At 66.6% G+C, this 19,463-nt stretch carries 17 protein-coding genes and 4 pseudogenes; 13 read left to right on the top strand and 8 right to left on the bottom strand.

The window, feature by feature from the left end; genetic code table 11:
• Positions 1-451: 451 nt before the first annotated feature.
• On the bottom strand, positions 452-1,420 hold the full coding sequence (locus ACIQU3_RS36705) for a hypothetical protein (RefSeq protein WP_403930115.1): 969 nt from the start codon (positions 1,418-1,420) through the stop codon (positions 452-454).
• Between the two features lie 44 nt (positions 1,421-1,464).
• Between ACIQU3_RS36705 and ACIQU3_RS36700 the strand changes: the two genes are divergently transcribed.
• Positions 1,465-4,269, top strand: coding sequence for a hypothetical protein (locus tag ACIQU3_RS36700; RefSeq protein ID WP_403930113.1), 2,805 nt, complete (start codon positions 1,465-1,467; stop codon positions 4,267-4,269).
• Positions 4,270-4,298: 29 nt separating this feature from the next.
• On the opposite strand, the pseudogene ACIQU3_RS36695 reads toward ACIQU3_RS36700, so the two are convergent.
• Positions 4,299-5,075 (bottom strand): annotated as a pseudogene (locus ACIQU3_RS36695) (IS5 family transposase); the annotation flags it as partial.
• A 190-nt stretch (positions 5,076-5,265) separates the two neighbouring features.
• Here ACIQU3_RS36695 and ACIQU3_RS36690 point away from each other — a divergent pair.
• From ACIQU3_RS36690 to ACIQU3_RS36655, 8 genes are all read left to right on the top strand, one after another.
• Complete coding sequence (locus ACIQU3_RS36690) at positions 5,266-5,727, top strand: hypothetical protein (protein ID WP_403930111.1); 462 nt, start codon at positions 5,266-5,268, stop codon at positions 5,725-5,727.
• Between the two features lie 607 nt (positions 5,728-6,334).
• Positions 6,335-6,469 (top strand): hypothetical protein, encoded by a 135-nt coding sequence (locus ACIQU3_RS36685; RefSeq protein ID WP_403731496.1) that lies wholly within the window; start codon positions 6,335-6,337, stop codon positions 6,467-6,469.
• Positions 6,470-6,484: 15 nt separating this feature from the next.
• Positions 6,485-6,811 (top strand): hypothetical protein, encoded by a 327-nt coding sequence (locus ACIQU3_RS36680; RefSeq protein WP_403930109.1) that lies wholly within the window; start codon positions 6,485-6,487, stop codon positions 6,809-6,811.
• Between the two features lie 5 nt (positions 6,812-6,816).
• On the top strand, positions 6,817-7,782 hold the full coding sequence (locus tag ACIQU3_RS36675) for a hypothetical protein (RefSeq protein ID WP_403930107.1): 966 nt from the start codon (positions 6,817-6,819) through the stop codon (positions 7,780-7,782).
• Between the two features lie 43 nt (positions 7,783-7,825).
• A complete protein-coding gene (locus tag ACIQU3_RS36670; RefSeq protein ID WP_403930105.1) occupies positions 7,826-8,320 on the top strand; it encodes a hypothetical protein in 495 nt (164 codons plus the stop codon).
• The gene (locus tag ACIQU3_RS36665; RefSeq protein WP_403731503.1) at positions 8,320-8,697 is read left to right on the top strand and encodes a hypothetical protein; all 378 of its coding nucleotides are present in this window, start codon (positions 8,320-8,322) and stop codon (positions 8,695-8,697) included. The genes ACIQU3_RS36670 and ACIQU3_RS36665 overlap by 1 nt, the downstream gene beginning before the upstream one ends.
• Positions 8,698-8,897: 200 nt before the next feature.
• A complete protein-coding gene (locus tag ACIQU3_RS36660; RefSeq protein ID WP_403930102.1) occupies positions 8,898-9,740 on the top strand; it encodes a hypothetical protein in 843 nt (280 codons plus the stop codon).
• On the top strand, positions 9,737-10,843 hold the full coding sequence (locus tag ACIQU3_RS36655) for a WD40 repeat domain-containing protein (RefSeq protein ID WP_403930101.1): 1,107 nt from the start codon (positions 9,737-9,739) through the stop codon (positions 10,841-10,843). The genes ACIQU3_RS36660 and ACIQU3_RS36655 overlap by 4 nt, the downstream gene beginning before the upstream one ends.
• Positions 10,844-11,297: 454 nt before the next feature.
• On the opposite strand, the pseudogene ACIQU3_RS36650 reads toward ACIQU3_RS36655, so the two are convergent.
• Positions 11,298-11,585, bottom strand: a pseudogene (locus ACIQU3_RS36650) (transposase); the annotation flags it as partial.
• On the opposite strand from ACIQU3_RS36650, the pseudogene ACIQU3_RS36645 reads away from it, so the two are divergent.
• A pseudogene (locus ACIQU3_RS36645) lies at positions 11,514-11,866 on the top strand (transposase); the annotation flags it as partial. The pseudogenes ACIQU3_RS36650 and ACIQU3_RS36645 sit on opposite strands and share 72 nt — an antisense overlap.
• 9 nt (positions 11,867-11,875) lie before the next feature.
• On the opposite strand, the gene ACIQU3_RS36640 reads toward ACIQU3_RS36645, so the two are convergent.
• Positions 11,876-12,667, bottom strand: coding sequence for a hypothetical protein (locus tag ACIQU3_RS36640; RefSeq protein WP_403930098.1), 792 nt, complete (start codon positions 12,665-12,667; stop codon positions 11,876-11,878).
• A 46-nt stretch (positions 12,668-12,713) separates the two neighbouring features.
• On the bottom strand, positions 12,714-13,271 hold the full coding sequence (locus ACIQU3_RS36635; RefSeq protein WP_403930095.1) for a hypothetical protein: 558 nt from the start codon (positions 13,269-13,271) through the stop codon (positions 12,714-12,716).
• A gap of 834 nt (positions 13,272-14,105) precedes the next feature.
• Here ACIQU3_RS36635 and ACIQU3_RS36630 point away from each other — a divergent pair.
• On the top strand, positions 14,106-16,289 hold the full coding sequence (locus ACIQU3_RS36630) for a hypothetical protein (RefSeq protein WP_403930093.1): 2,184 nt from the start codon (positions 14,106-14,108) through the stop codon (positions 16,287-16,289).
• Positions 16,290-16,373: 84 nt separating this feature from the next.
• Here the strand turns inward: ACIQU3_RS36630 and ACIQU3_RS36625 are convergent.
• From ACIQU3_RS36625 to ACIQU3_RS36615, 3 genes and pseudogenes are all read right to left on the bottom strand, one after another.
• Positions 16,374-16,529, bottom strand: a pseudogene (locus ACIQU3_RS36625) (IS5/IS1182 family transposase); the annotation flags it as partial.
• 473 nt (positions 16,530-17,002) lie between these two features.
• Positions 17,003-17,281, bottom strand: a complete 279-nt coding sequence (locus tag ACIQU3_RS36620; RefSeq protein ID WP_403930091.1) for a hypothetical protein — start codon at positions 17,279-17,281, stop codon at positions 17,003-17,005.
• Positions 17,233-17,472, bottom strand: a complete 240-nt coding sequence (locus ACIQU3_RS36615; protein WP_403930088.1) for a hypothetical protein — start codon at positions 17,470-17,472, stop codon at positions 17,233-17,235. The genes ACIQU3_RS36620 and ACIQU3_RS36615 overlap by 49 nt, the downstream gene beginning before the upstream one ends.
• Before the next feature lie 274 nt (positions 17,473-17,746).
• On the opposite strand from ACIQU3_RS36615, the gene ACIQU3_RS36610 reads away from it, so the two are divergent.
• Both ACIQU3_RS36610 and ACIQU3_RS36605 read left to right on the top strand, forming a co-directional pair.
• The gene (locus ACIQU3_RS36610; protein WP_403930085.1) at positions 17,747-18,142 is read left to right on the top strand and encodes a MerR family transcriptional regulator; all 396 of its coding nucleotides are present in this window, start codon (positions 17,747-17,749) and stop codon (positions 18,140-18,142) included.
• 147 nt (positions 18,143-18,289) lie between these two features.
• Positions 18,290-19,171: an NADP-dependent oxidoreductase gene (locus ACIQU3_RS36605; RefSeq protein WP_403930082.1), complete on the top strand. Its 882-nt coding sequence runs from the start codon at positions 18,290-18,292 to the stop codon at positions 19,169-19,171.
• Positions 19,172-19,463 lie beyond the last annotated feature (292 nt).

Raw genomic sequence — 19,463 nt, 5'->3', positions numbered from 1 at the left:
GTGTAGATGTCGCAATCCACACCGAACCCAGAAGGCCCTCACCTGTTCAAGCACCCAGCACGCGTGTCACCAACGTCCCGGGACAGCACACCTAGAGGCCAAGGCCCGAACCGAGTACCGCAAGAAGACCGGGCACGAGTACTCACGTCGTTTCCTCGTCAGCGCGGTCGTCGACGGACCGTCGCACAACACCGTGAACGAGTGGGTGCACGCCACGTGGACCATGGCGAAGACCCCGAGCCCGAGCAGCAGCGAAAAGCTGATCGCCGTCGTCCGGCAGTTGAGCACGTGGGCGGATGAACCATTCGATGAAGGCTGGTGGCGCACGCTCCTGGATCAAGCCCAGCCTCCCCGCTCGCGACTCCCGTCCGTGAGAACCCGGGAGCGAATCAAGCGGGGAGGGGCCGCTGACGCTGCCGTCAGCGCGGTGCTAGCGACCGTCCAGGACTGCTTAGCCACGCAACGGTCGTCTGATCGTGACGAGCACCCGTGGCGTCCGTTCCAACCGCCGCAGCCACTCACGACGACGGCGTTGCGGGAGTTGCCGCCCAGCGAGTTGCTGGCCACGCGCCACGGTGTGGTCAGCTTCGCGGGGCGGGAGCACGAAATCGCGTGCCTCGGGGCATGGCGGGATGGGACGGCGCCGTACGCGGCGCATCTCGTCTGGGCCCTGGGCGGCGAGGGCAAAACCCGCCTGGCCGACCACTTCGCCCAGCTGTCGCTGACCGACGGCTGGACGGTCCTGCAGGCCGATCCCGCGGCAGGCCCGCAACCGGCCGGTCGGTGGGCAGCCTCGCCGGCCGACTACCTCTTGCTGGTCGATTACGCCGAGCGGCTGACCCACGACCAGCTCGACCGTCTTCTGCGATGGCGGCCCGATGCGCCCGGCCGGATTCGGTGGCTGCTGCTGGCACGGGCGGACGGCCCGTGGTGGGACTCCATTCAGTACACGCTGCGTGTGGCCGGGGTGGCGGCATCGCAGGAGCACTTGGCGGCCCTGGGCGACGGCGGATCGCAGCGGCACGCAGTCTTCCGAGCGGCTGTGCGGAGCTTCGCGCCCATCTATGATGTCGCCGACCCGGACGCGGTCGCGGCGCCGCAGCATCTGGAAGACGGCGCCTCGGGGTCGGCGCTTACTCTGCACATGGCCGCGCTGGCCGCCGTCGATGCACACGTGCGCGGCGCCGCCGCACCGGACGATCCGGGTGAGCTGTCCGCGTACCTGCTCGATCGCGAATTCCACCACTGGCAACGGCTGAGCGACACGCGCCGGATCGGCGTCGAGCCGAGCATGATGGCGCGGCTCACCGCGGTGGCGGTCATGGCCCAGGCTCTGCCGTCGCCGGACGCCGTGCGTCTCCTTCAAACCGTCGAACTCGCGGCAAACCCTCCAGATGCACATACCATGGCGATCGCCCACGCCGCGTGCTACCCCCCGAGGCGCTCGGCACGCTGCTTGAGCCAATGCGGCCCGACCGTCTCGGCGAGGATTTCCTCGCCCGGCATCTGCCGGTCGTCACCCCGGACGGCCCGGCGGCGCGGCGGGCGCATCGGGCGGATGCGTGGCACGGCACGGTCGCGCGGCGCCTGCTCGGCACGGCGGCCGATTCAGCAGAGGTCGACCCGGGCAGCCGGCGCAACGCCTGGAGCGTCGTCATCGAGACGGGCCGCCGATGGCCGCACGTCGCCGGCTACCTCACCTCGGTCATCATCGAGCAGCCAGCCGTCGTACGGCATATCAGCGCCGCCTCGCTCACGGTGCTCGCCGGGTACGCGCCACTGGCCCTCTTGGAGGTCCTTGATGCGCAGATTCCCAGCCATCGCAGCGTCAGCCTCGACCTGCCCGCCGCGGTCATCGCCGCACGACTCGCCAAGCATCGGATGACGACGGTCGCGAACAGGCAGGACGAGGGTGCTCTGCAACTGGACCTCAGCGTGCGCCTGGCAAACGCCGGGCTCTTCGCGGACGCGGTCACGGCGGCCGAACTGGCTGTTACGGCGTACGAGGCGCTGGACGAGTCGGAGCCCTTCGCCTTCTATCCCGCACTCGCCGCGGCCTGGAACCAGCTCGGCATCGTGCTGGGGCACGTCGGCCGGACCGGGGAGGCGATGGCAGCCACCCGGCGGGCCAGCGGGATACAGGACGCGCTTGCCACGGTGGACTCCCGGTTCTCCGCGGGCCACGGCGTGATCCTCAACAACCTCGCGGTCGACTACAACGCCCATGGCAGGCACGCCGACGCCCACACCGCCGCCACCGAGGCGGTCGGGCTGATCCGGGCGCGCATCGAGGCTGGCGACGGCAACCCGCATCTGCGCGACCAGTTGGCCATGGCACTGAACAACCAGGGCCTCTCCCGGCTTGCCCTCGGTGACGTCGCGGCGTCGGTCGAGGCGCTGCAAACCGCCGTCGAGATCACCGCCGCGCTGGCCGGGGAGGACCCCGAGCGCTTCGAACCCGACCACGCTCGTCACCTGGCCGACCTGAGCCGCGGACTGGAGCGCGACGGCCGGCACGCAGCGGCGCTGGACCATTCGGCCGCTGCGGCGACGATCCTGCGGCGGCTCGTTGGGCACAACCCGCGCCTGTTCGCGGACCAACTGCTCAACACGCTCACCAAGCAGGCGGAGCTCGCGGCCCGCACCGGAGCCACCGAGACGACCCTGGCGCTCCTGCAGGAACTAACCACGCTGCGCCGCTCCTTGGCCGACCGGACCGATACGGCCGGTGACATCGTCGACGAACACCGTGTCACCGGATTGCTGCACATGACTCTCGGTCAGTGGACGCAGGCGGTCGATGCCTTCCACCGAGCCGTACAGGAAGCAAACCGGTTGTCCGACGGAAACGCTGAGCGTTTCCGTCCCACGCTGGCCGAGGTCCTGGTGGATCTGAACATCGCGCTGTGGCGGGCCCGTCGCGGGCCCGAGGCGATCGAGGTCGGAACCGCCGCGCTCGACTTGTACCGCACGCTGCGGGCCGAACATCCCGGCGTCTTCGACGCGCGGCTCGCCACCGTGCTCATGAACCTCGCCACCGACCTGGACTCGGCCGGCCGCCCGGCCGAGTCGGCAAGCCTGGCCGAGGAGGCGATCGCCATCCTGCGCGGCCTGGGCAACTCGGTCTTGGCAGAGACTTCCGAGACGCTGGCCCTCGCACTGACCAACGCGGCGCTGGGCCGGTTCAACGCCGGCGAGTCGGAGGCGGCCCTGCCCCTCGCCGAGGAGGCGATAGCTATCCTCACCCGGCTCGACACCGGCGTCACCGTACCGAGCCTCGCATTGCTCACGGCGAGCAGCTGCCATGCCATCGTCCTGGCGACGTTGCCTCGTGCAGGCGAGGCGGCGGATGCCGCCCGTGCAACCATGGCCGTCGTGAGGCGTCTTGACCTCGACTACGTCGCCGGCGACGAGCGCAAGGTGACAACCGCCTTGCAGTGGTGCCTGATGGCATTCGCGGTCGCGGACGACACGACCGGGGGTCTCGCCGCCGCCGACGAGATGGTCCGTGTGGCGCTGCGGTTCGCCGGGCGCAGTACCAGCCTTGCCGAGCTGTTGCCCCTCGCGCTGCTGCACCGCGCCAAGCTTCTCGACAGTTGCGAGCGCGCGGACGAGGCCCGCGAGGCCGACCAGCAGGCGATCGAGGCGTTCGAAGCCTGCCGCGTCAATGCCGGGGCCGAGTCCGGCGACGTCAGCATCACGGCACCCGCCTGGCGCACATCCCGGCGCATGCAGGCGGAGCTGTTCAACGACCGCGGCCATGCCGCCTGCCGCGACGAACGGCCGGAGGCCCTAGACCTCCTGCGCTGCGCCGACGCAATCCACCAGGAGCTCGACGACCCCAGTGGGCATGCGATGGCGCTCGAGAACCTGTACCTCGCGCTGCGGGCCAGCCGGCAATACGAGGCGGCGTTTGAGACGCTGCCGAGGATCGTCGTCCGGCACCTCGATGCCGAGCAGTACGACCAGGTCCTCCAATACGTCGTCGAGGTCATCCAGGCGCACAACGCCCTGGAAGAGGTGCAGTCGCCGTGGATCGTGCGGGACGCACACCGCGACGCCGACCTGCGCCGACTGATCAGCGAGCACGGGGAGTCGGCGGTCACCACGACCGGCGTGCTCCTGGTGTCACCGGAGCAGGACATTCTGGAGGTTCTCGGACACGTGCCGCACGCGTCACGGGCACGGTTCGCCGAGGCGATGGCCCGGTCAGCCGGTATCGACCTGTCTGCGCGGCGTACCGGTGCGGGCCCCGAAGCGGAAGCTTGATCTCTTAGAGGTCGTTTTCTCTCGTTGTTTCATCCCGGAATCTGCTGTTTGGTCCGCGGTGTCGGGTCGCGCCAGGAGATGGTGTTCTCCCTGGTGAGGCGGCGGGCCATGAGGTCTGGCATAGCGATATGGATCATGGCTTCGGAGCGGGCGGCCGGGTTTCGTAGTCGCCGGCCAGTCGGCGGTGGAGCATGAGCCATCCGTAGGTCCGCTCGACCACCCACCGCTTCGGGATCGGGGTGAAACCCCTGGTCCCGGGCTTGCGTTGAGTGATTTCCATGTCGATGCCGAGGTCGGCGGCGTGCTCGACGAGGTGCTGGCGGTAGCCTCCGTTGACCCACACCTTGCGGATGCGAGGGTGTTCGGCGGCGACCTGGTCCAGGAGCTGGCCGCCGGCGATGGAGTCCTGCACGCTCGCCGCCGTGACCAGCACGGCAAGAACAAGGCCCATCGCGTCGGTGACGATGCTCCGCTTCCTGCCCACGATCCTCTTCCCGGCGTTGATGCCCTGGCCGGAGGCGAGCACGCTGGTGGAGGTTTTCACGCTCTGCGCGTCGATCACGCAGGCCGACGGTTCGGGCTCCCGTCCTTCCTTCTGCCGTAAGAGTTGCCTGAGCAGGTCATTGAGCTGGTCGAACACGCCTTCCTGCTGCCACCTGGCGAAGTAGCCGTAGACCGTGTCCAGTGCGGGAAGCCGTGTGGAAGGTAGCGCCACTGAACCCCGGTACGGTCCAGTACAAGATCGCGTCCGTAATGTCCCGCAGGTCGTGTTCGGGCGGTCGGTCGAAGTCTGGACCTGGCCACCGAAGGACCGCGAGCACTGGGCCGCGACGGCTTCGACCGGCTCATCGCCACCGCCGTGCGCCTCTTCTCCAAGAAGAACCGCACAGGCGACCAGGTCACGGTTGACGATCTTTGCACCGTTCTTCAGGAGTCCTATGCCTACGCCCGCCGCCGCAAGGACCCCAGGCGAAGAAGGCAGCACAGGTTCTGGACATGCTGCGCAAGACCCGCCTGGAAGCTGAGACGTTCGCCCGTGAGCGTCCGGCCCAGGCCACACCGACCGGAGAACACGGTCTTCTGGACGACACCATGGACCCCCCCGGCACCGCCGTGCCCACGGTCATTCTCCACGCGTCGATACGCCACGACGGCAAGCTCCAGGTCCTCGCGGACGACCAGCGGTTGCTGACCGACGACAAGCTGGATGTCCTGGAGCGCGGGGCCATGGCTGTGGGCCTGGTCCGCGGTCTCATCAAGGGAAACCATCTTCAGGATCTTGTGCGCGGCCGCTCGGTGGACCATCCCTCCCTCCAACTCGCCGACCTGGTGGTGGGCGCGGGCCGTGCGGTTGCGCGGTGGCATGACGGTGAGGACGATCCCGCAGGAGACGACCTTCACCCAGTCGTGGCACCGCTGGTGGATCGCCGAGGGAATGCTCATGGACGAGGGGCCTGAGGATTTCGCACGGATCGACTCCGCCCGGGCCAAACTCCGCTGACGCTGACGGCGTTGGGGGACGGCCGGCCTGATCCGGGCGAGCTGACATGGCGGAACCACCGACAGGGGAGGGTGTTGCTCGCAGGCGGCCGCCGAGGCCGGCTTGCACGGACGGCGCTCGCGGGCCGCAGTCAGTTCGTCCAGTACGTCCTGCTCGGCCGTGCCGAGAACACAGGGAAGGAGTGCCGATGGTCAGAGGTTGTTGTCGGTGAGGCTTCCGCGGCGCACCACCTCCTCGAACGTGCGTCCCCGCCGCTGTGCCAGGGCGTGGAAGGCGTCGCGTTCCCGCTGCCAGTTGAGGGCCCGCTCGGCGGCCGTCTGGCGGACGTATTTGTCCGGGACAGGCCCAGGGCGGACGCGTGCGCGGCGATGGTGTCTTCCTCGGCGGGGGTGAGTTCCACAAAGAATCCTGGCGTTGACCTGCCCATTCGGCGGAACCTGCACCGGCAGTACCCTGCGCAGACCACGACGCTATCTCAGCGTGCGCTCGCCCGGGCTGGGGCTCACGCTTTGGAGTGGGCGATATCGGATGCTTGAGCGGCGGCTGCTTTGCCAGAGTGGGGGAGTGGCTGATGAGTCTCGGTTCCTGACGTTGCGGGCGTTCGCGCGGCCGCCGCGCCTACTGGTGGTGGTGCCCTCCGCCGAGGCGCAGTGGGTGCGGTGGGCGGCGGCAGGTCTGGGCGCGCTGAACCGGGTGTGAGGAGGCTGTGCCGGAGTGGTCGTGCGTGCCTCGGTGGTTGATCATCCTGCGCTGGCGGACGTGATGCGGCGGATGCAGCCCGATCATGTACTGGAGTACGCGCCTTCAGGCGCCACGGTCGAAGGGATCTACCCGGGGGCCGTGGGCCGGGCGCTGGGCGGTCTCGAGGGCGAGGCGAGACGTCAGGCCGAGGACTTCGCGCGCACGGAGGCGTGGGACCTTTGCGGGTTGCCAGATCTGGAACCGGCGATCGCGGCGCTGCGGGAGCGGCTGAGCGTGAATGCCCTACGGGACGCGGTGCAGGAGACGCATCTGTTCGACGACCCTACCCAGATGGTCTGACCGCGTTGGCCGACGTGGCCGTCCGGCCGGTCCTGGGCGTGCCCTTTCCGCTGGTGACGACGCCGACTGCTTTGGCCTATGCGGCCCGTGTGGGTGTGGACTTGCAGACGCCCACCGCCGAGCCTCTCGTGCCTGATGAGGCGCGCTGGCGGGACGGGGTCACCCAGCGGGCCAGCACCGTGGTGCTGGACTGGCTGCACCCCGCATCACCGCAGGACACGCTCGCTCTGCTCGATCCGGCGGCAGTCCGATGCGTGCGCCTGGACCGTGACCGCCTTAGAGCGGAGCCGGTGGTGGTGGTCGGGGTCAGGCCGGAGGATTTCGCGCTGGCTCAGCTCGCCGGCCTGGTCCACGGCCCGTGCATGTGGCTGCCGTGGCAGGAACCGAGCCTGTTCACGATCATGGGCCGCTTCCCGCGCTGGAGGGGGCCAGGCACGATCCGGGTCACCAGTGCCTCGATGTCCGTGGGGGACGTCAAGGAGCGGATGCACGCGATGTGGGACCGACGGCCACGCGCCTTCGTCAACGGCAGGGAGGTGGACGACAAGGCATTCGTCTGTGTGCCGGTGGAGGATCTGCGTACCAGGGGCAACAGCCTCTACGTGCATGAGCAGGCGTGGGATCTGCCGCGTTCGTTGCCGGCCACCGTGTTGCCGGACGGCTCGCTGGAGGCGGCCCTGGGGCTGCCTGCGGAGGTTCCGCCAGGGCTCGATGGCGCCCGGGACAAGTGTCAGGTCCTGCTGGTTGCTTCGGACCACCCGCTGCCACCGCACCGCACGTTGACCGACGACGCGCTGCACGCCGGGCAGGGCAACGTGTGGGGGACGTTCGTACGGGCCGCGGACGGGGGTATCACCTACTCCTCCCACCGCTTTCGACTTCGTCCCCCGTGGGGCCTCCTTGGCGGGCACGCTGGCCGCACCTCGGCTGCGCTGGCCGAGCCTGCCAGCCGTTCTGGCCATGGCGGCTAAGCCCCACCGTGTGCAGCCGAGCGCCGCGGGCAAACGGGCGGCCGTGGCCGAACGTCTTCTCGGCTCCCGCGCAGCCCTCGAAGATCTTGCCGCTGGCCCCGGATGGGACCTCTTGCAGACGTTCCTGCCCGGCCAGCAGCATCCCGGCCAGCCCGAGGACGGCTGGTGGTTCTTTAAGACCTCGGTGGTGATGACCTTCCGCGCCCTGGCCGCCACTCCCCTCGCACCCGAATGGGACACCTCGCAGCGGCGTGCCCAGGTCGACGAATGGGCCCGACAAGGGCTCCTGCGCAGAGGGCTGGCCCTGGGCTGCCAGGAATGCTCGGCCTTCGAGTTCTACCCCCTGGAGGAGATCACGCAGCACTACCGTTGCCGCCGCTGCGGCGCCGGCAACGACCTCGCCCAGGCTCGACCAGCGAACCTGAGTGGACCTACGAACTCCATCCGGCGGTTGCCGAACTCATCGACAACGACGCCGACGTACCTCTGCAGGCCACCCGCTACCTGCGCCGCCAGGCCAGAGGCCTGCGCCCCCTGATGGCAGCGGAATTCGAGATCCTGCGCCACGGCGAGTCGTTCGTGGAGATCGACTTCGCCCTGGCCCACGCCGACGAAATCTGGCTCGGCGAAGCGAAGAAGACCAACGCACTGGGCGACGTCCACCGCGACATCAAAAGAGAGCTGTGCAAACTCCTCGACGGCTGCCAGGCGGTTGCTGCGCAGCGCCTCGTCCTCGCGACCGCTGCTCCAGCATGGAACACCGCCACCCTGACGGTGACCAGACGCGAATTGCACGGCCTGCGCACCGCCGGCAAGTACGCCCCTGACGTCTATCTCCTCACCGCCGTGGGCTCCTCCGCGCCAGCCTTCGAACCCCTCACCCCGACTCAAGATCGAACGCCCGAGCGACAGTAGTTGCTGTCCGGCATCTCACGCCACGTACGACCGATGAGGACGAACTCTTCAGGGAAGGGCGGGCGTCCCGGTCGACGCTCATAGCAGCAACAAGGCCAACTCATCTAATAAATGGACGACTTGGTGCTAAAGTCGCGATGCTAGCCGTAACATCCCCTTTGTGGCTAGGCAGGCCCGGTGCGCGAACCTACGGCGGTGTCATGACGAGTACGAACCAAGCTCCACAGCCGCAAGACGACTCAGCCGCTGGCGAGAAAAAGCAATGGCGAGAATTACTCTTCTCGCTGCCGGGACTGATCGTGACTACGGTTGTTGTCGGCGTCGCCTCCTGGGTCGTCACCTACCTCACCACCGCAGTTGAGACCTGGGGCAAGGGCGACGAACCAGCCGTCACCATCTCCGTCGAGACAAACCCTGCGAAGATCGGGGGATTCAGTGACCAAAGTATCGTCGGTGTCGTGCCGATCGGCACACGGCCGGCAACCGGGCCGGGCCGGGGATGCTCTAACTTTCACGACTGGATGACGAGAAGCGGTGGGGTGGACGCTGGGAAGAGTAAATTACAAGTCGCGGTGCAGGGAAGCGCGTCACAGCAGGTCCAGATCAACAATCTCCGGGTCATCGTCGTAAAGCGAGACCAGCCGCCGCCATCTGTCGGGCTGACGTGCCCCTCCGCCGGTAACGCGAACCTCCGCCCCATCGACATCGACCTTGACCAAGCCCTGCCGCGCGCCAAGTACAAGGCGACAGACGGCCGCCCATTCGGCTTCACGGTCAATAAAGGGGAGATCGAGACCTTCTTGGTGACCGCCCTGGCCAAACACGCCCGTTACGCCTGGTACCTGGAACTCGATGTTACCTCGGAGGGTAAAACGGCCACCCTGCGTGTGGACGACGAAGGGAAGCCCTTCCGGACCGCCCCGCTACCGAAGCCACCCATGTGGTCGTGGGACTACAACAGCTCCTGGACAGGTTCCGACCGGAGCCTCCGCGTAGGTGAAGCGTTTATCCAACCCAAGCCGTCGAAGGAGAGCACAGGGTGAAACGTGCGCTAGGAATCGCCGCCGGCCTCCACCTCCACACCCGACGGTTGCGCATACTGGCTGCGGCCCTGGTGCTGCTCGTGGCGATCGGGGTCGGTGTTGGGGTTGCCCTTTGGAAACCCCACAAAGGGCCCAGTGGTCACAGTCAGCGCTCGGAGCAGGCTGAGCCAAGGCCGCGCTTCTTCCTGAGTGAGTTGCCGACCACTGGCCAGGACCGAGTGACGGCCGTCACGGCCATCAGCCAACGGCTGTTCGTTCTGGGCACGTCGGCGGGAAAGGTGCACCTCGTTTCCCTGAACGACGCCGCTGCCCCGCAGTTCTTGACCTCCGTCCCCGGAGGCGTGGAGGATCTGCACGTCTCACGTGACAGCAGCACGGTGGCCGCAGTCTCGGATACCGGATTCATACGCGCCGTAAAGATTCGGGGCGGTGCCCCGAAGGACTTCAAAATCGACCCCTACGAAGCCGCTGGCAACCTAAGCCGGTCCGGTCGGACATTTGTCTACGGCCAATTCGACATCCACTTGGTGAACGTCGCGACGGGCCTATCGATTGCCTACCCGGACAAACCACCCCCGGACGGTGGGCGTACAGCGTACGAAGACTGGGCTGTCACCGACAACGGTCGACTTCTGGCCGCCAGTTTGGAGGGCGTTGAGACCTGGCGCACCGGCAATCCCCGTTACACAGCCAAGCCTGCGACCTGCCAATGCGCGGCCAACGGTGTAAGACTCAGCGATGACGGGCAACTCGCGATTTTCGGCACAGCTGATGGGCACGCGGTGACAGTCGATGTGGAAACACGTACTGTCCTGCACGACAAGACGGTATCCGCACTCCCCAATGATCATATCTTCGAGGTGGCTGTGCTCGGATCGGGTCGGTACTACGCAGCTGGCACATCGTTTAGCCGCGCTGTCATCTGGGAGGCGGAGAAGCAACAGACCGTCTGGGATCACACGTTCTCCCGGCAAGACATCCGTGATGTCTCCGCCGTTCCGGGTAGCGACTCCTTGCTCGTCGTGACTACCCCCCACGAGGAAGAGAGCGAGATCCGCGCCTGGATTGTCAGCCCAGCACGCTCGAAACGCGCCCCTGGGTAGTAGGAAGTTCCTGGTCGAATGGGGCTCCAAGGGGCGCTGCGCAGCCGGCCTTGCCGGACGGCGCGGCCGCGCCGCACTGGGACCAAGGGCCGTTACGAGCCGGCGTCGAAAAGACTCTCCTGTGTGCCGGTTGTCTGGCGGGGCAGCCGCGTCGGCTTCGGGGGCGGGGGAGAGGTCAGCGCCGCGCGGCAGTCCGCCTGCAGCTGATCCAGTGGCTGGCGGGCGCCCAGCAGGTCGAGAAATTCCTGGCTGGTCCAGCCGACCAACTGCCCCTGCCGGGCCAGATACAAGCTGACGCGATCCAGGTTGTACTGGTCCTCGTAGTCGAGGAGCAGGTATCCGGCCAGCTGGTGGATCGCTGCCGCCCCGACGCGCTCGAGGCGGATGGTTGCCTTGCAGTCGATGAGCTGGCCTGCGGCGATGAAATCGGCGTCCGCACCCTCGACATCGGAACTCGCGTCATGGGCGTCGGTCTTGGCCTCACCGGGGTATAGGTCGGCGATTCGCCGCATGGTCAGCCCTGGCAGATAGGCGACACAGCAGCCGGCCTCGCGGGCAACAGCCAGCGGCAGAGCCCCGATTGAGGCTGGCTGGTCCACCACGACCAGCACCCTTCCGTGCCTGGCCTGCAGTTTCTCGAACAGTTCACGCCACCCGGTTCACTGTTGGCCACGACGGCGAGGGGCTGAAGCCCATGGTCGAGGGTCACCAAACGAGACACGACCCCCACCGCGGCCGCCATTTCAAGCCCCAGCGCCTTCACGCGGACAAGGCCTACGACCGTGCCGACCTGCGCAGATGGCTCCGATGGAGCGGATCGGAGTGCGGATCGCCGCAAGGGCATCGAGTCCAGCCAACGATTAGGGCGCCGTCGCTGGGTCATCGAGCGCACCATGTCGTGGCTGTCCGGCTACCGCCGACTCAGCCCCTGCTATGAACGCAATCCCCGCAAACTACCTGGCCTTTCTCGGTCTGGCCGCCGCCCTGTGCTGCTACAAGAGGCTCGTCCGCCTCACCACGTAGGACACGGTCTTAGGGGCGTGGCACTGCTGCATCCCTAGAATCGTCGTCGCAGACGGTGTATTCCCAACGGTTGGCGGCAGCCATCGCCTTCCAATCGCCGATGTCCGTCGAGTCGTAGGCCAGGATGCTGTTCGCATGCCGTTTACAGAAGGCGTAATCCAGCACGCCGTCCCCGATGACCAACTGCGTATCCTGTGCGAGGACTCGATATCCCTGCCCCTGCTGAGGCCTTTTCATTTCGAGCATCGCGTAGACAAGCGTGACGTGCAACATTCCGTCTGTGATCGCGATCATTGAGTTCTGCAGCAAGGTTCGCTTCTGCGCCATCTCGCCTTGATGCAACGCCAGATGTAGTCCGTACCCCAGGTTCGATGCTATTTCCCTGCCTGCTGCAGGCGCGATCTCGGCGCTCTCGCAGTATGCGCGAATAGCCTCGACGACAGGCCTGAAGCTTGAGTTCTTAACTTTCACCTCACGTGTCACGATGTTGAAGTGAATGTTCCAGAAAGGGCTGGTGGAAAAAAGGTAGCGAAACTTCGCGAAAAGATCCCCGCTGTACAGACCGGAGGCCGGATCGAGGCCGGATGTGTAATAAAGCCTCCTGTGCAGTGTGCTTGCGACTGCTGGCCAGTCTCCGAATATATGTAAGTCCTGTCCGAGTGGTGGCAGAGAGCTCCCGTCATGTTCGTACGAGTGCCCGGCGACCTTGTCGTCGATTGGGCGTGGAGTGCTGGACAACAGGGTTTCCCCAGTCCTCGCGTGCGTGTCCCACAGTGCGAGGCTGAGTGCTTCTTCGATCATCGGAACGCTTTCGCCAGGTTACGTGCAGGCTCTGCCGCAGGCTGGTTCACAGATCGTCCGGCCATCCCGGACTTGTGTTCTCGGGTTCCTTGTGGGCTGCTCCGTCGTTTTCCCAGTCCTCGACGCTCTTGCGGTCGTACCTGAGAATGCTCTCCGCGTGACGCCGGCAGAAGTCGAAGTCGAGCACACCGTAACCTCGGACAACCCTCATAGCCTGGTCGAGGACGGTGTACTTGCTCCGCCGGGCTGTCATCTCGACCGTCCCGTATAGGAAGAAGACGTAGAGCCTTCCATTGTGAATACTAAGTGTTGTGTTCTGGGCCAGGGTGTCCTTCACCTGTGAGCGGACGTCTTGGGAAGCCAGTTGGGCGATCTTCTTGATGCTGTCGATGAGCTGCACCCTCACGTCGCCAGCGACGGCGGCTCCGACCAGGTCGATCACTGCGCCGACCATTTCGCGGTAGTCGGTGGAGCGGAGGGTGGCATCCCGGTACTGGATGTTGAACTCAAGGCCGTTCCAGTACGGAGCGGTTGAGAACTTCGTCTTGAAGGCCGCGAAGACAGACCCGTTGTAATCAACATTTGACGGGTCGTAACTGGTCATCTGGAGCAACTTGTTCCAGATTGTGCTCGCTACACTCGGCCATGTACCGAAGGCGCGGAGATCGCTTCCGAGTCCAGGTAGGGAACTTTGATCTGTTCCGTATAGATGATCGACAGACTTGTCCTTGAATTTCAGCTCCCGCGCTTCGCGGGAGCTCATGGAATCGCTCAGCAAACGTACCTGAGGCAGCTGAAGTACTGGCGGTGAATTCCACGAAGTCAGCTCGTGAAGCTCATCAATGCGGCCAGCCTCTAATGGCATCTCATTCCCCTTCTGGTGTCGGATGTAGCAGGGATGAACCTGCTGGCGGACTGGTGACGGGAAGACTGCTCCTATCCTGTGACGGAGTCAACGGCACTAGATAAGAATCAGTCAGTCTTCGTATCGAATCTGCGGCTTCGGGTGACTCATGTGCGTCCGTTGTGGCTCGGGTGAAGGCGTGGCTGCAGCCGTTCCGAAAAGGAATATCGGGACATCCGTGGGACAGGATTCGGAGGGCGCGTTCAATTTAGCTGTTCGGTAATAAAGGCTAACGCAATGAGCCGAGTTGTCGGTGGGGCTCGTGCCGCAGGCGAGTTTGAGGAGCACTTCATGGGTTCCGGTCCTGCCGTGCTGCAGGACCGGTGAACGTCCGGAGGAAGCCCTTGTGGCCGTTAACGGAGGGCGTAAGTTTCCTACGTCTTCGTCCAGTTACGCCTTCCGATCGCGAAGCATCCCCTGGTCAATCCGCATTTCTGCGCATTGACGTGTTTGCGCGATGGCTGGACGGTGGAGCGACTGGGAGTCCGGGTGGGTAACACCACCCGGACTGCGCCGCTTCTGGGGGAGGAACGCATGTCCGCTGACCAAGATCGGGGCGTCAGGTCGTCCACAGCACAGGCCTCTGCCGGCGATTCGGCCGATGCCGCGTCCGGCGTGCCGGATGCCCCGCCCCGGCCGCGCAGCGGTGTCTATGTGCTTGAGGCGCCGCGGCCGCGCCCCTGGCCCTGGCCCGGCCACAAGGTCCCGTTGGCGATGAGTGCGCCGCAGGCGGACGGCGGCATGGGCGGTACGGAGGCTGCCGGGCCCTCGCTCCTGATCCGTGAGACTCTGCACGTCGACCTGGACGGTTTGGCCCCCACCATGGTTCTCAGCGGCACACGCTCCCTGCTGGTGGGGGGAAGCGTGACCTGGATTGCCCCGGTGAGCTGGGACGACAACCGACTCGTCTGGGCGGGGGAGATCCGCTACCGCGACGGCACTGCGTTCCTCATGCCGCATACCCATGTCCGCCTGGAGCTGCCGCCCGGGAGGCAGCGCACAGTGCGCGTGACATTCACCGGTGGCGGCGCCTCCGACGCGACGCGTAGGTACGTCTTCCAGAAGGAAGCGTTCCGGGAGGTCAGTATCGAATACGACTGCGTGAGCGACGCGACTGCCGTTACCTCATACGACCTGCGGGCACACCCCAACCGACCCGCGGACCTACCGAATGCGACACTGAGCGTCGAAGATGTCTTCACCCGGCTGGGGATCGCGGTCACGAACACCGGCGGCGACAATGTGGTCCCGATCGTCAAGGCGGGCTCCGACGCGCTGTGGAGCGACGTCGAAATGCACGACGCGATGCAGGTCCACTGGTCCCGCTGGGCCGATGCTCCGCAATGGCAGGTGTGGACGCTGTTCGCAGGGCAGCATGAGCTGGGCCCTGGCCTGGGCGGGATCATGTTCGACGGAATCGGCGCGGCCCAGCGTCAGGGCTGCGCGGTCTTCAGTAACTCCTTCATCTCCGCCCCCCGCCCCGGCGACCCGCATTCCGACCAGGCCGTGCAACGGCTGCGCTTCTGGACCGCCGTGCACGAGATCGGACACTGCTTCAACCTCGCGCACTCGTGGCAGAAGGAACTCGGAAACCCGTGGGTGCCGCAGACGAACGACCCGTGGGCCCTGAGCTTCATGAACTACCCCTTCAGCTACCCACAAGGCGGTGAACCCCGCTTCTTCTCGCTCTTCCGCTACGTGTTCAGCCAGAGCGAACTCCTGTTCATGCGCCACGCGCCGGAGCGCCTGGTACAGCCGGGCGCAGCCCCGTGGTTCAGCGAACACGCCTTCGAGGAGTTCAGGGCGACGACATCCCACGCCCTTCAACTGGTCCTCCGAGTCAACCGGCCCTCGGCCCAATTCGAGGCGCTGGAGCCGATCGTCGCCGAGGTGAAGCTCAAGAACACCTCGACCGTCCCCATCGTGATCGATCGCAACACCCTCACCACGGACGAACTCGCGGTCATCATCACCCGCGCGGGCAGGCCCGCCCGGCAGTGGCTGCCCTACGCCCGCTACTGCCGCCAGCCCGATCCCTGTCTCCTCCAGCCGGGCGAGTCGCTGTACGCGCCGCTGTTCCTCAGTGCCGGTCTCAACGGGTGCGACCTCGCCGAACCAGGAAGCTACGAGATCCGCGCGCTCCTCAGCAACGACTCGGGCACCGTCCTCTCCGCGGCTCTGCCCATTCAAGTACAGCCGCCCACGAGTCGAGAGGAAGAGCGCCTGGCCGCCGACGTCTACACCGACGGGGTCGGCAGGGTGCTCGCCTTTGGCGGCAGCCGCGGCCACGCGCCCTCACTGGACCGCGCCATCGATGTCCTGCACGATGTCGTGGAACGGGTCCCTGACAGCGCCCTGGCAATCCACGCCGCCGCGGCCCTGGGCCGCACCGCGGCCACGCCCGGCCGCGTTCTTCTTCAGGATCCCCACGACTCACGCCCCAAGGAATTCATGGCCGTCGAGCCCAACCTCCCGCAGGCGCTCGCCTTCCTCAAGAAGGCGTACGGAACACCGGACACCGCGGCCAACACCCTCGGACACATTGCACTGGCCCAACAGATCCACCAGACGGCGCTCGTGCTGGCCCAGGCCGATGAGGTCCCCGCCGAAACAGCGAGGGAACTCGCCACCGGCGTAGCCGACAACCTCCAAGCACGCGGAGTCCTCGCTTCGGTCGTGGAAACGGTGCGCGCAGACGCGGCCCAGTTCCCCGACTAGCAACCGGCTGTCCGGTCCCCGTGCTCCAGAGCGGCTGCCCTCGGGCCCCACTCCAGAGCCGGCTGCCACCATCGCGACGAGTCACTAGGGTCCGTCTTCAAACGGATCTTGCCCAGAGCAGGAACGATGGAGAGTGACCGCTGCTTCATAGGAAGTGGCGGTCTTCTCGTATCTGGTAGCGATGCCGCGGAAGCCCTTGAGCCGATTGAAGCAGCGCTCGATCGTGTTGCGCCGTCGGTAGGTCCCGGTCAAACCCTGGCGGTCGGCTGCCGTGGCCACCGTGCCTCAGCCGGTGCCGCCGCTGGTCAGTCTCCTCGGGGATGGTGCGCGCAATGCCGCGTTGTCGCAGGTAGGCACGGAAGCCTCGGGAGCTGTAACCGATCGGCCTGTTGAACGCCACGTACAGGCCCCGCCCGCGTGCGGCCGAGCCCATCATTACCAGCGTCGACGTTTTCCCCGTACCGGCGCCGGCCACCAGCACCAAGTCCTGGCCGGCGGCGAACGCCTCCCGGGCGGCCTCCTGCTCAGCCGTCGCCTTCAAGGCCACCCCGCACATCCCCTTCCGCCCCAACACGGGTCATCTCGCACCTCGGCCCCGGTTCCGGCCGCGCAGGATCAGCATGGCGGCGCCCAATGACAACCTGTCACTTCGACCAGTACGCCGATGCGAATCCTCGATAGAGTGGCCGAACGATCACCGCCCGCCATCCCGTTCAGGCCACCCAATGCCAGAACTGACGCGGCGATCGCACGGACCTCAGCTCCCCGCTGGCGATGGGTTTCTCTGGCGTCGGCCAGTTCTTGGGGCGGGGGTGGACCCAGGCCCGGGTGCGCCCGTACACCGGGTCGTGCTCGACGTCGACGCCGTGCCGCTCGGAGATGGAGAGCAGGTGCCTGGCGAGTGGGTGTGCACGGTCGAGGTTGATGCGCTCGGTGGAGCGCTTTACCGGGTGCTGCCTGTCGTCCTCGGACAGCGAGAACAGGTGGCGCACGTGGTGGAGCGCCCACACGGCATGTCGGGCTCGCGCTCGAGGGCCTCCAGGCGTGCCCGGTCCCGCGGCTGGGTCGGCTCGAACATCTCCAGGAGGGTCTTGCGGCCGTAGAGCTTCGCGTTCGGGTGGAGGCTCATCGCCGTGTGCTCCAGGCGCAGCACCTCGTCGGCGATGCCCGGGTGGGAGTGCATGTGCCCCGTGTGGTGGGCAGCGATTCCATGGAGGCGGAGACGCAACTGAACTTTCCCTGTCAACTCTGGCTGTGCTGGGGCGATTCTCATCTGGCTCCTGGTCTGGGTTGGTGAGGTGACTTGTCGGTGTGCCGAGGAAAGTGCTCAGGGGTGTACAGACGAACGTGTTCAGTCGTGGGACGGGAGGACGCCCCTGCAGCCGTGGGGGTGTCCGCGAGCGTCGATGACTCGACGGCGGTCTGAGCCTGGAGCGCGCGGGCGTAGGCTCTTTGGGATGCGGATAGGCGAGTTGTCCAAGCGCACGGGCGTGAGTCCGCGCTCACTGCGGTACTACGAAGAGCAGGGTCTGCTGACCAGCTCACGCTCTGACGCGGGGCAGCGTCACTATTCCGATGCCGCGGTCCAGCGCGTGTCACTCATCCGGCAGCTGTTCGACGCGGGTATGTCCAGCAGGGTGATCGCGGCTGTGCTGCCGTGTGTGGACGTCCCGGGTGACCTGGGCGTCGCCGAGGAGACGTTCACGGCGATGATGCGCGAGCGCGACCGGATCGACGCCGACATCGCGCACCTGATCGAGACCCGGGATGCACTCGACGTGCTGATCAGGGTCAACAGCCGACATCGGGCGGAGCTGTCCACGGCCCAGGAACCGGTGGCGCAGTCGACCTGATGCTGTGATCTGCATCTCAGCCGGTTGCCCCTCACATCAATGTCAGAGGTGAGGATGGCGACAACGCCCGGAATCACCGGGTGGTCACCCGGGAGGCGGCGGAAGATGGGGCAGGCGTGGGGTTTCGGCAGGTATGGCGGGCCCGAGGTGCAGGAGTTCTTCGATCGTCCCGATCCCGTCCCTGGTCGCGGCGAGGTGCTGATACGGGTCGACGTCGCCGGCGTGAATCCCCTCGACCACCTTCTGCGCTCGGGTCTGGTCGACGGGTTCGACGGCGGGCGTGCGTTTCCCCGCGTGCTGGGCATGGAGGCAGCCGGAACCGTTCTCGCCCGGGGCGAGGACGTCAGCGGGCTCGAGGTGGGTGACGCGGTCTTCGGCTTCGCACTCACCGGTGGCGGCACCTACGCCGAGACGACGGTGCTGTCCGCGCCGAACACCGCGCGCATCCCGGAGGGTCTGTCCGCGACCGTGGCGGCAACGCTGCCAGTAGCCGGGACGACCGCGGTGGATGTGCTCGACCAGCTCAGTCTCCCGGCCGGTGCCACGGTTTTGGTCAATGGAGTCGGGGGCGGGGTCGGCCTCGCCGTCGCCCGGCTGGCTGTGGGGCGCGAGCTGCGTGTGATCGGCACCGGGAGTACCGCCAAACGCGAGCATGCCGAGGCCATCGGGGTGCGGTTCATCGACTACACCGCCGAGGACGCCGCCGCCGCGGCGCGCGCGCTGGTTCCGGACGGCTTCGACGGGATCGTCGACCTGGTCGAAGGCACCTCGCTGCGGGCCATCGCTCCGCTGGCCCAGGATCGCCGCAACGTCATCGCTGTGGGTGATATGTCCGTACCCGATCTCGGTGAGCGTTTCGTCGAGCGTCGCGTCGACCGCGAGAACCTGGAACGGTCGGCCCGGCTGGCCCTCGACGGACGTCTCGCACCCGTGATCACCGCGGTCCATCCGCTCTCCGACGCCCCGGCCGCCCTCGCCACCGTAGAGAACGGTCACGCCTCGGGCAAGGTTGTCATCAAGGTGGCATGAGAAGTGCAAGGCGCTCGCGGCGGCGGACCCTGCGAACTCGTGCCAGGGCGCGTAGGCCGAGGACGTGCACCAACGAGCGGGTGTTGTTGCCGGGGTGCACCATCCGTGGCGTCGTGCAGATGCGGCCTCCATCGCGACCACAGCGGCACGCAGGGCGCTCGGCGCGTGGCCGAGGCGTTCGCCGGCAGGCACCTAGCTGTGCTGTCCCGGGACGTTGGTGACACGCGTGCTGGGTGCTTGAACAGGTGAGGGCCTTCTGGGTTCGGTGTGGATTGCGACATCTACACCCGAC

The organism is Streptomyces sp. NPDC101110 (genome assembly GCF_044759525.1).
Lineage (GTDB): Bacteria > Actinomycetota > Actinomycetes > Streptomycetales > Streptomycetaceae > Streptomyces.
The sequence above is the reverse complement of the archived record's forward strand: the minus strand, read 5'-3'. Positions and strand labels throughout refer to the sequence as shown.

Excerpts from the sequence above, each read along its gene's own strand:
- ACIQU3_RS36700 (WP_403930113.1), top strand. The coding sequence starts at position 1,465 with ATGCGGCCCGACCGTCTCGGCGAGGATTTCCTCGCCCGGCATCTGCCG.
- ACIQU3_RS36690 (WP_403930111.1), top strand. The coding sequence starts at position 5,266 with ATGCTGCGCAAGACCCGCCTGGAAGCTGAGACGTTCGCCCGTGAGCGT.
- ACIQU3_RS36665 (WP_403731503.1), top strand. The coding sequence starts at position 8,320 with ATGGCAGCGGAATTCGAGATCCTGCGCCACGGCGAGTCGTTCGTGGAG.
- ACIQU3_RS36660 (WP_403930102.1), top strand. The coding sequence starts at position 8,898 with ATGACGAGTACGAACCAAGCTCCACAGCCGCAAGACGACTCAGCCGCT.
- ACIQU3_RS36640 (WP_403930098.1), bottom strand. The coding sequence starts at position 12,667 with ATGATCGAAGAAGCACTCAGCCTCGCACTGTGGGACACGCACGCGAGG.
- ACIQU3_RS36635 (WP_403930095.1), bottom strand. The coding sequence starts at position 13,271 with ATGACCAGTTACGACCCGTCAAATGTTGATTACAACGGGTCTGTCTTC.
- ACIQU3_RS36630 (WP_403930093.1), top strand. The coding sequence starts at position 14,106 with ATGTCCGCTGACCAAGATCGGGGCGTCAGGTCGTCCACAGCACAGGCC.
- ACIQU3_RS36615 (WP_403930088.1), bottom strand. The coding sequence starts at position 17,472 with ATGCACTCCCACCCGGGCATCGCCGACGAGGTGCTGCGCCTGGAGCAC.
- ACIQU3_RS36610 (WP_403930085.1), top strand. The coding sequence starts at position 17,747 with ATGCGGATAGGCGAGTTGTCCAAGCGCACGGGCGTGAGTCCGCGCTCA.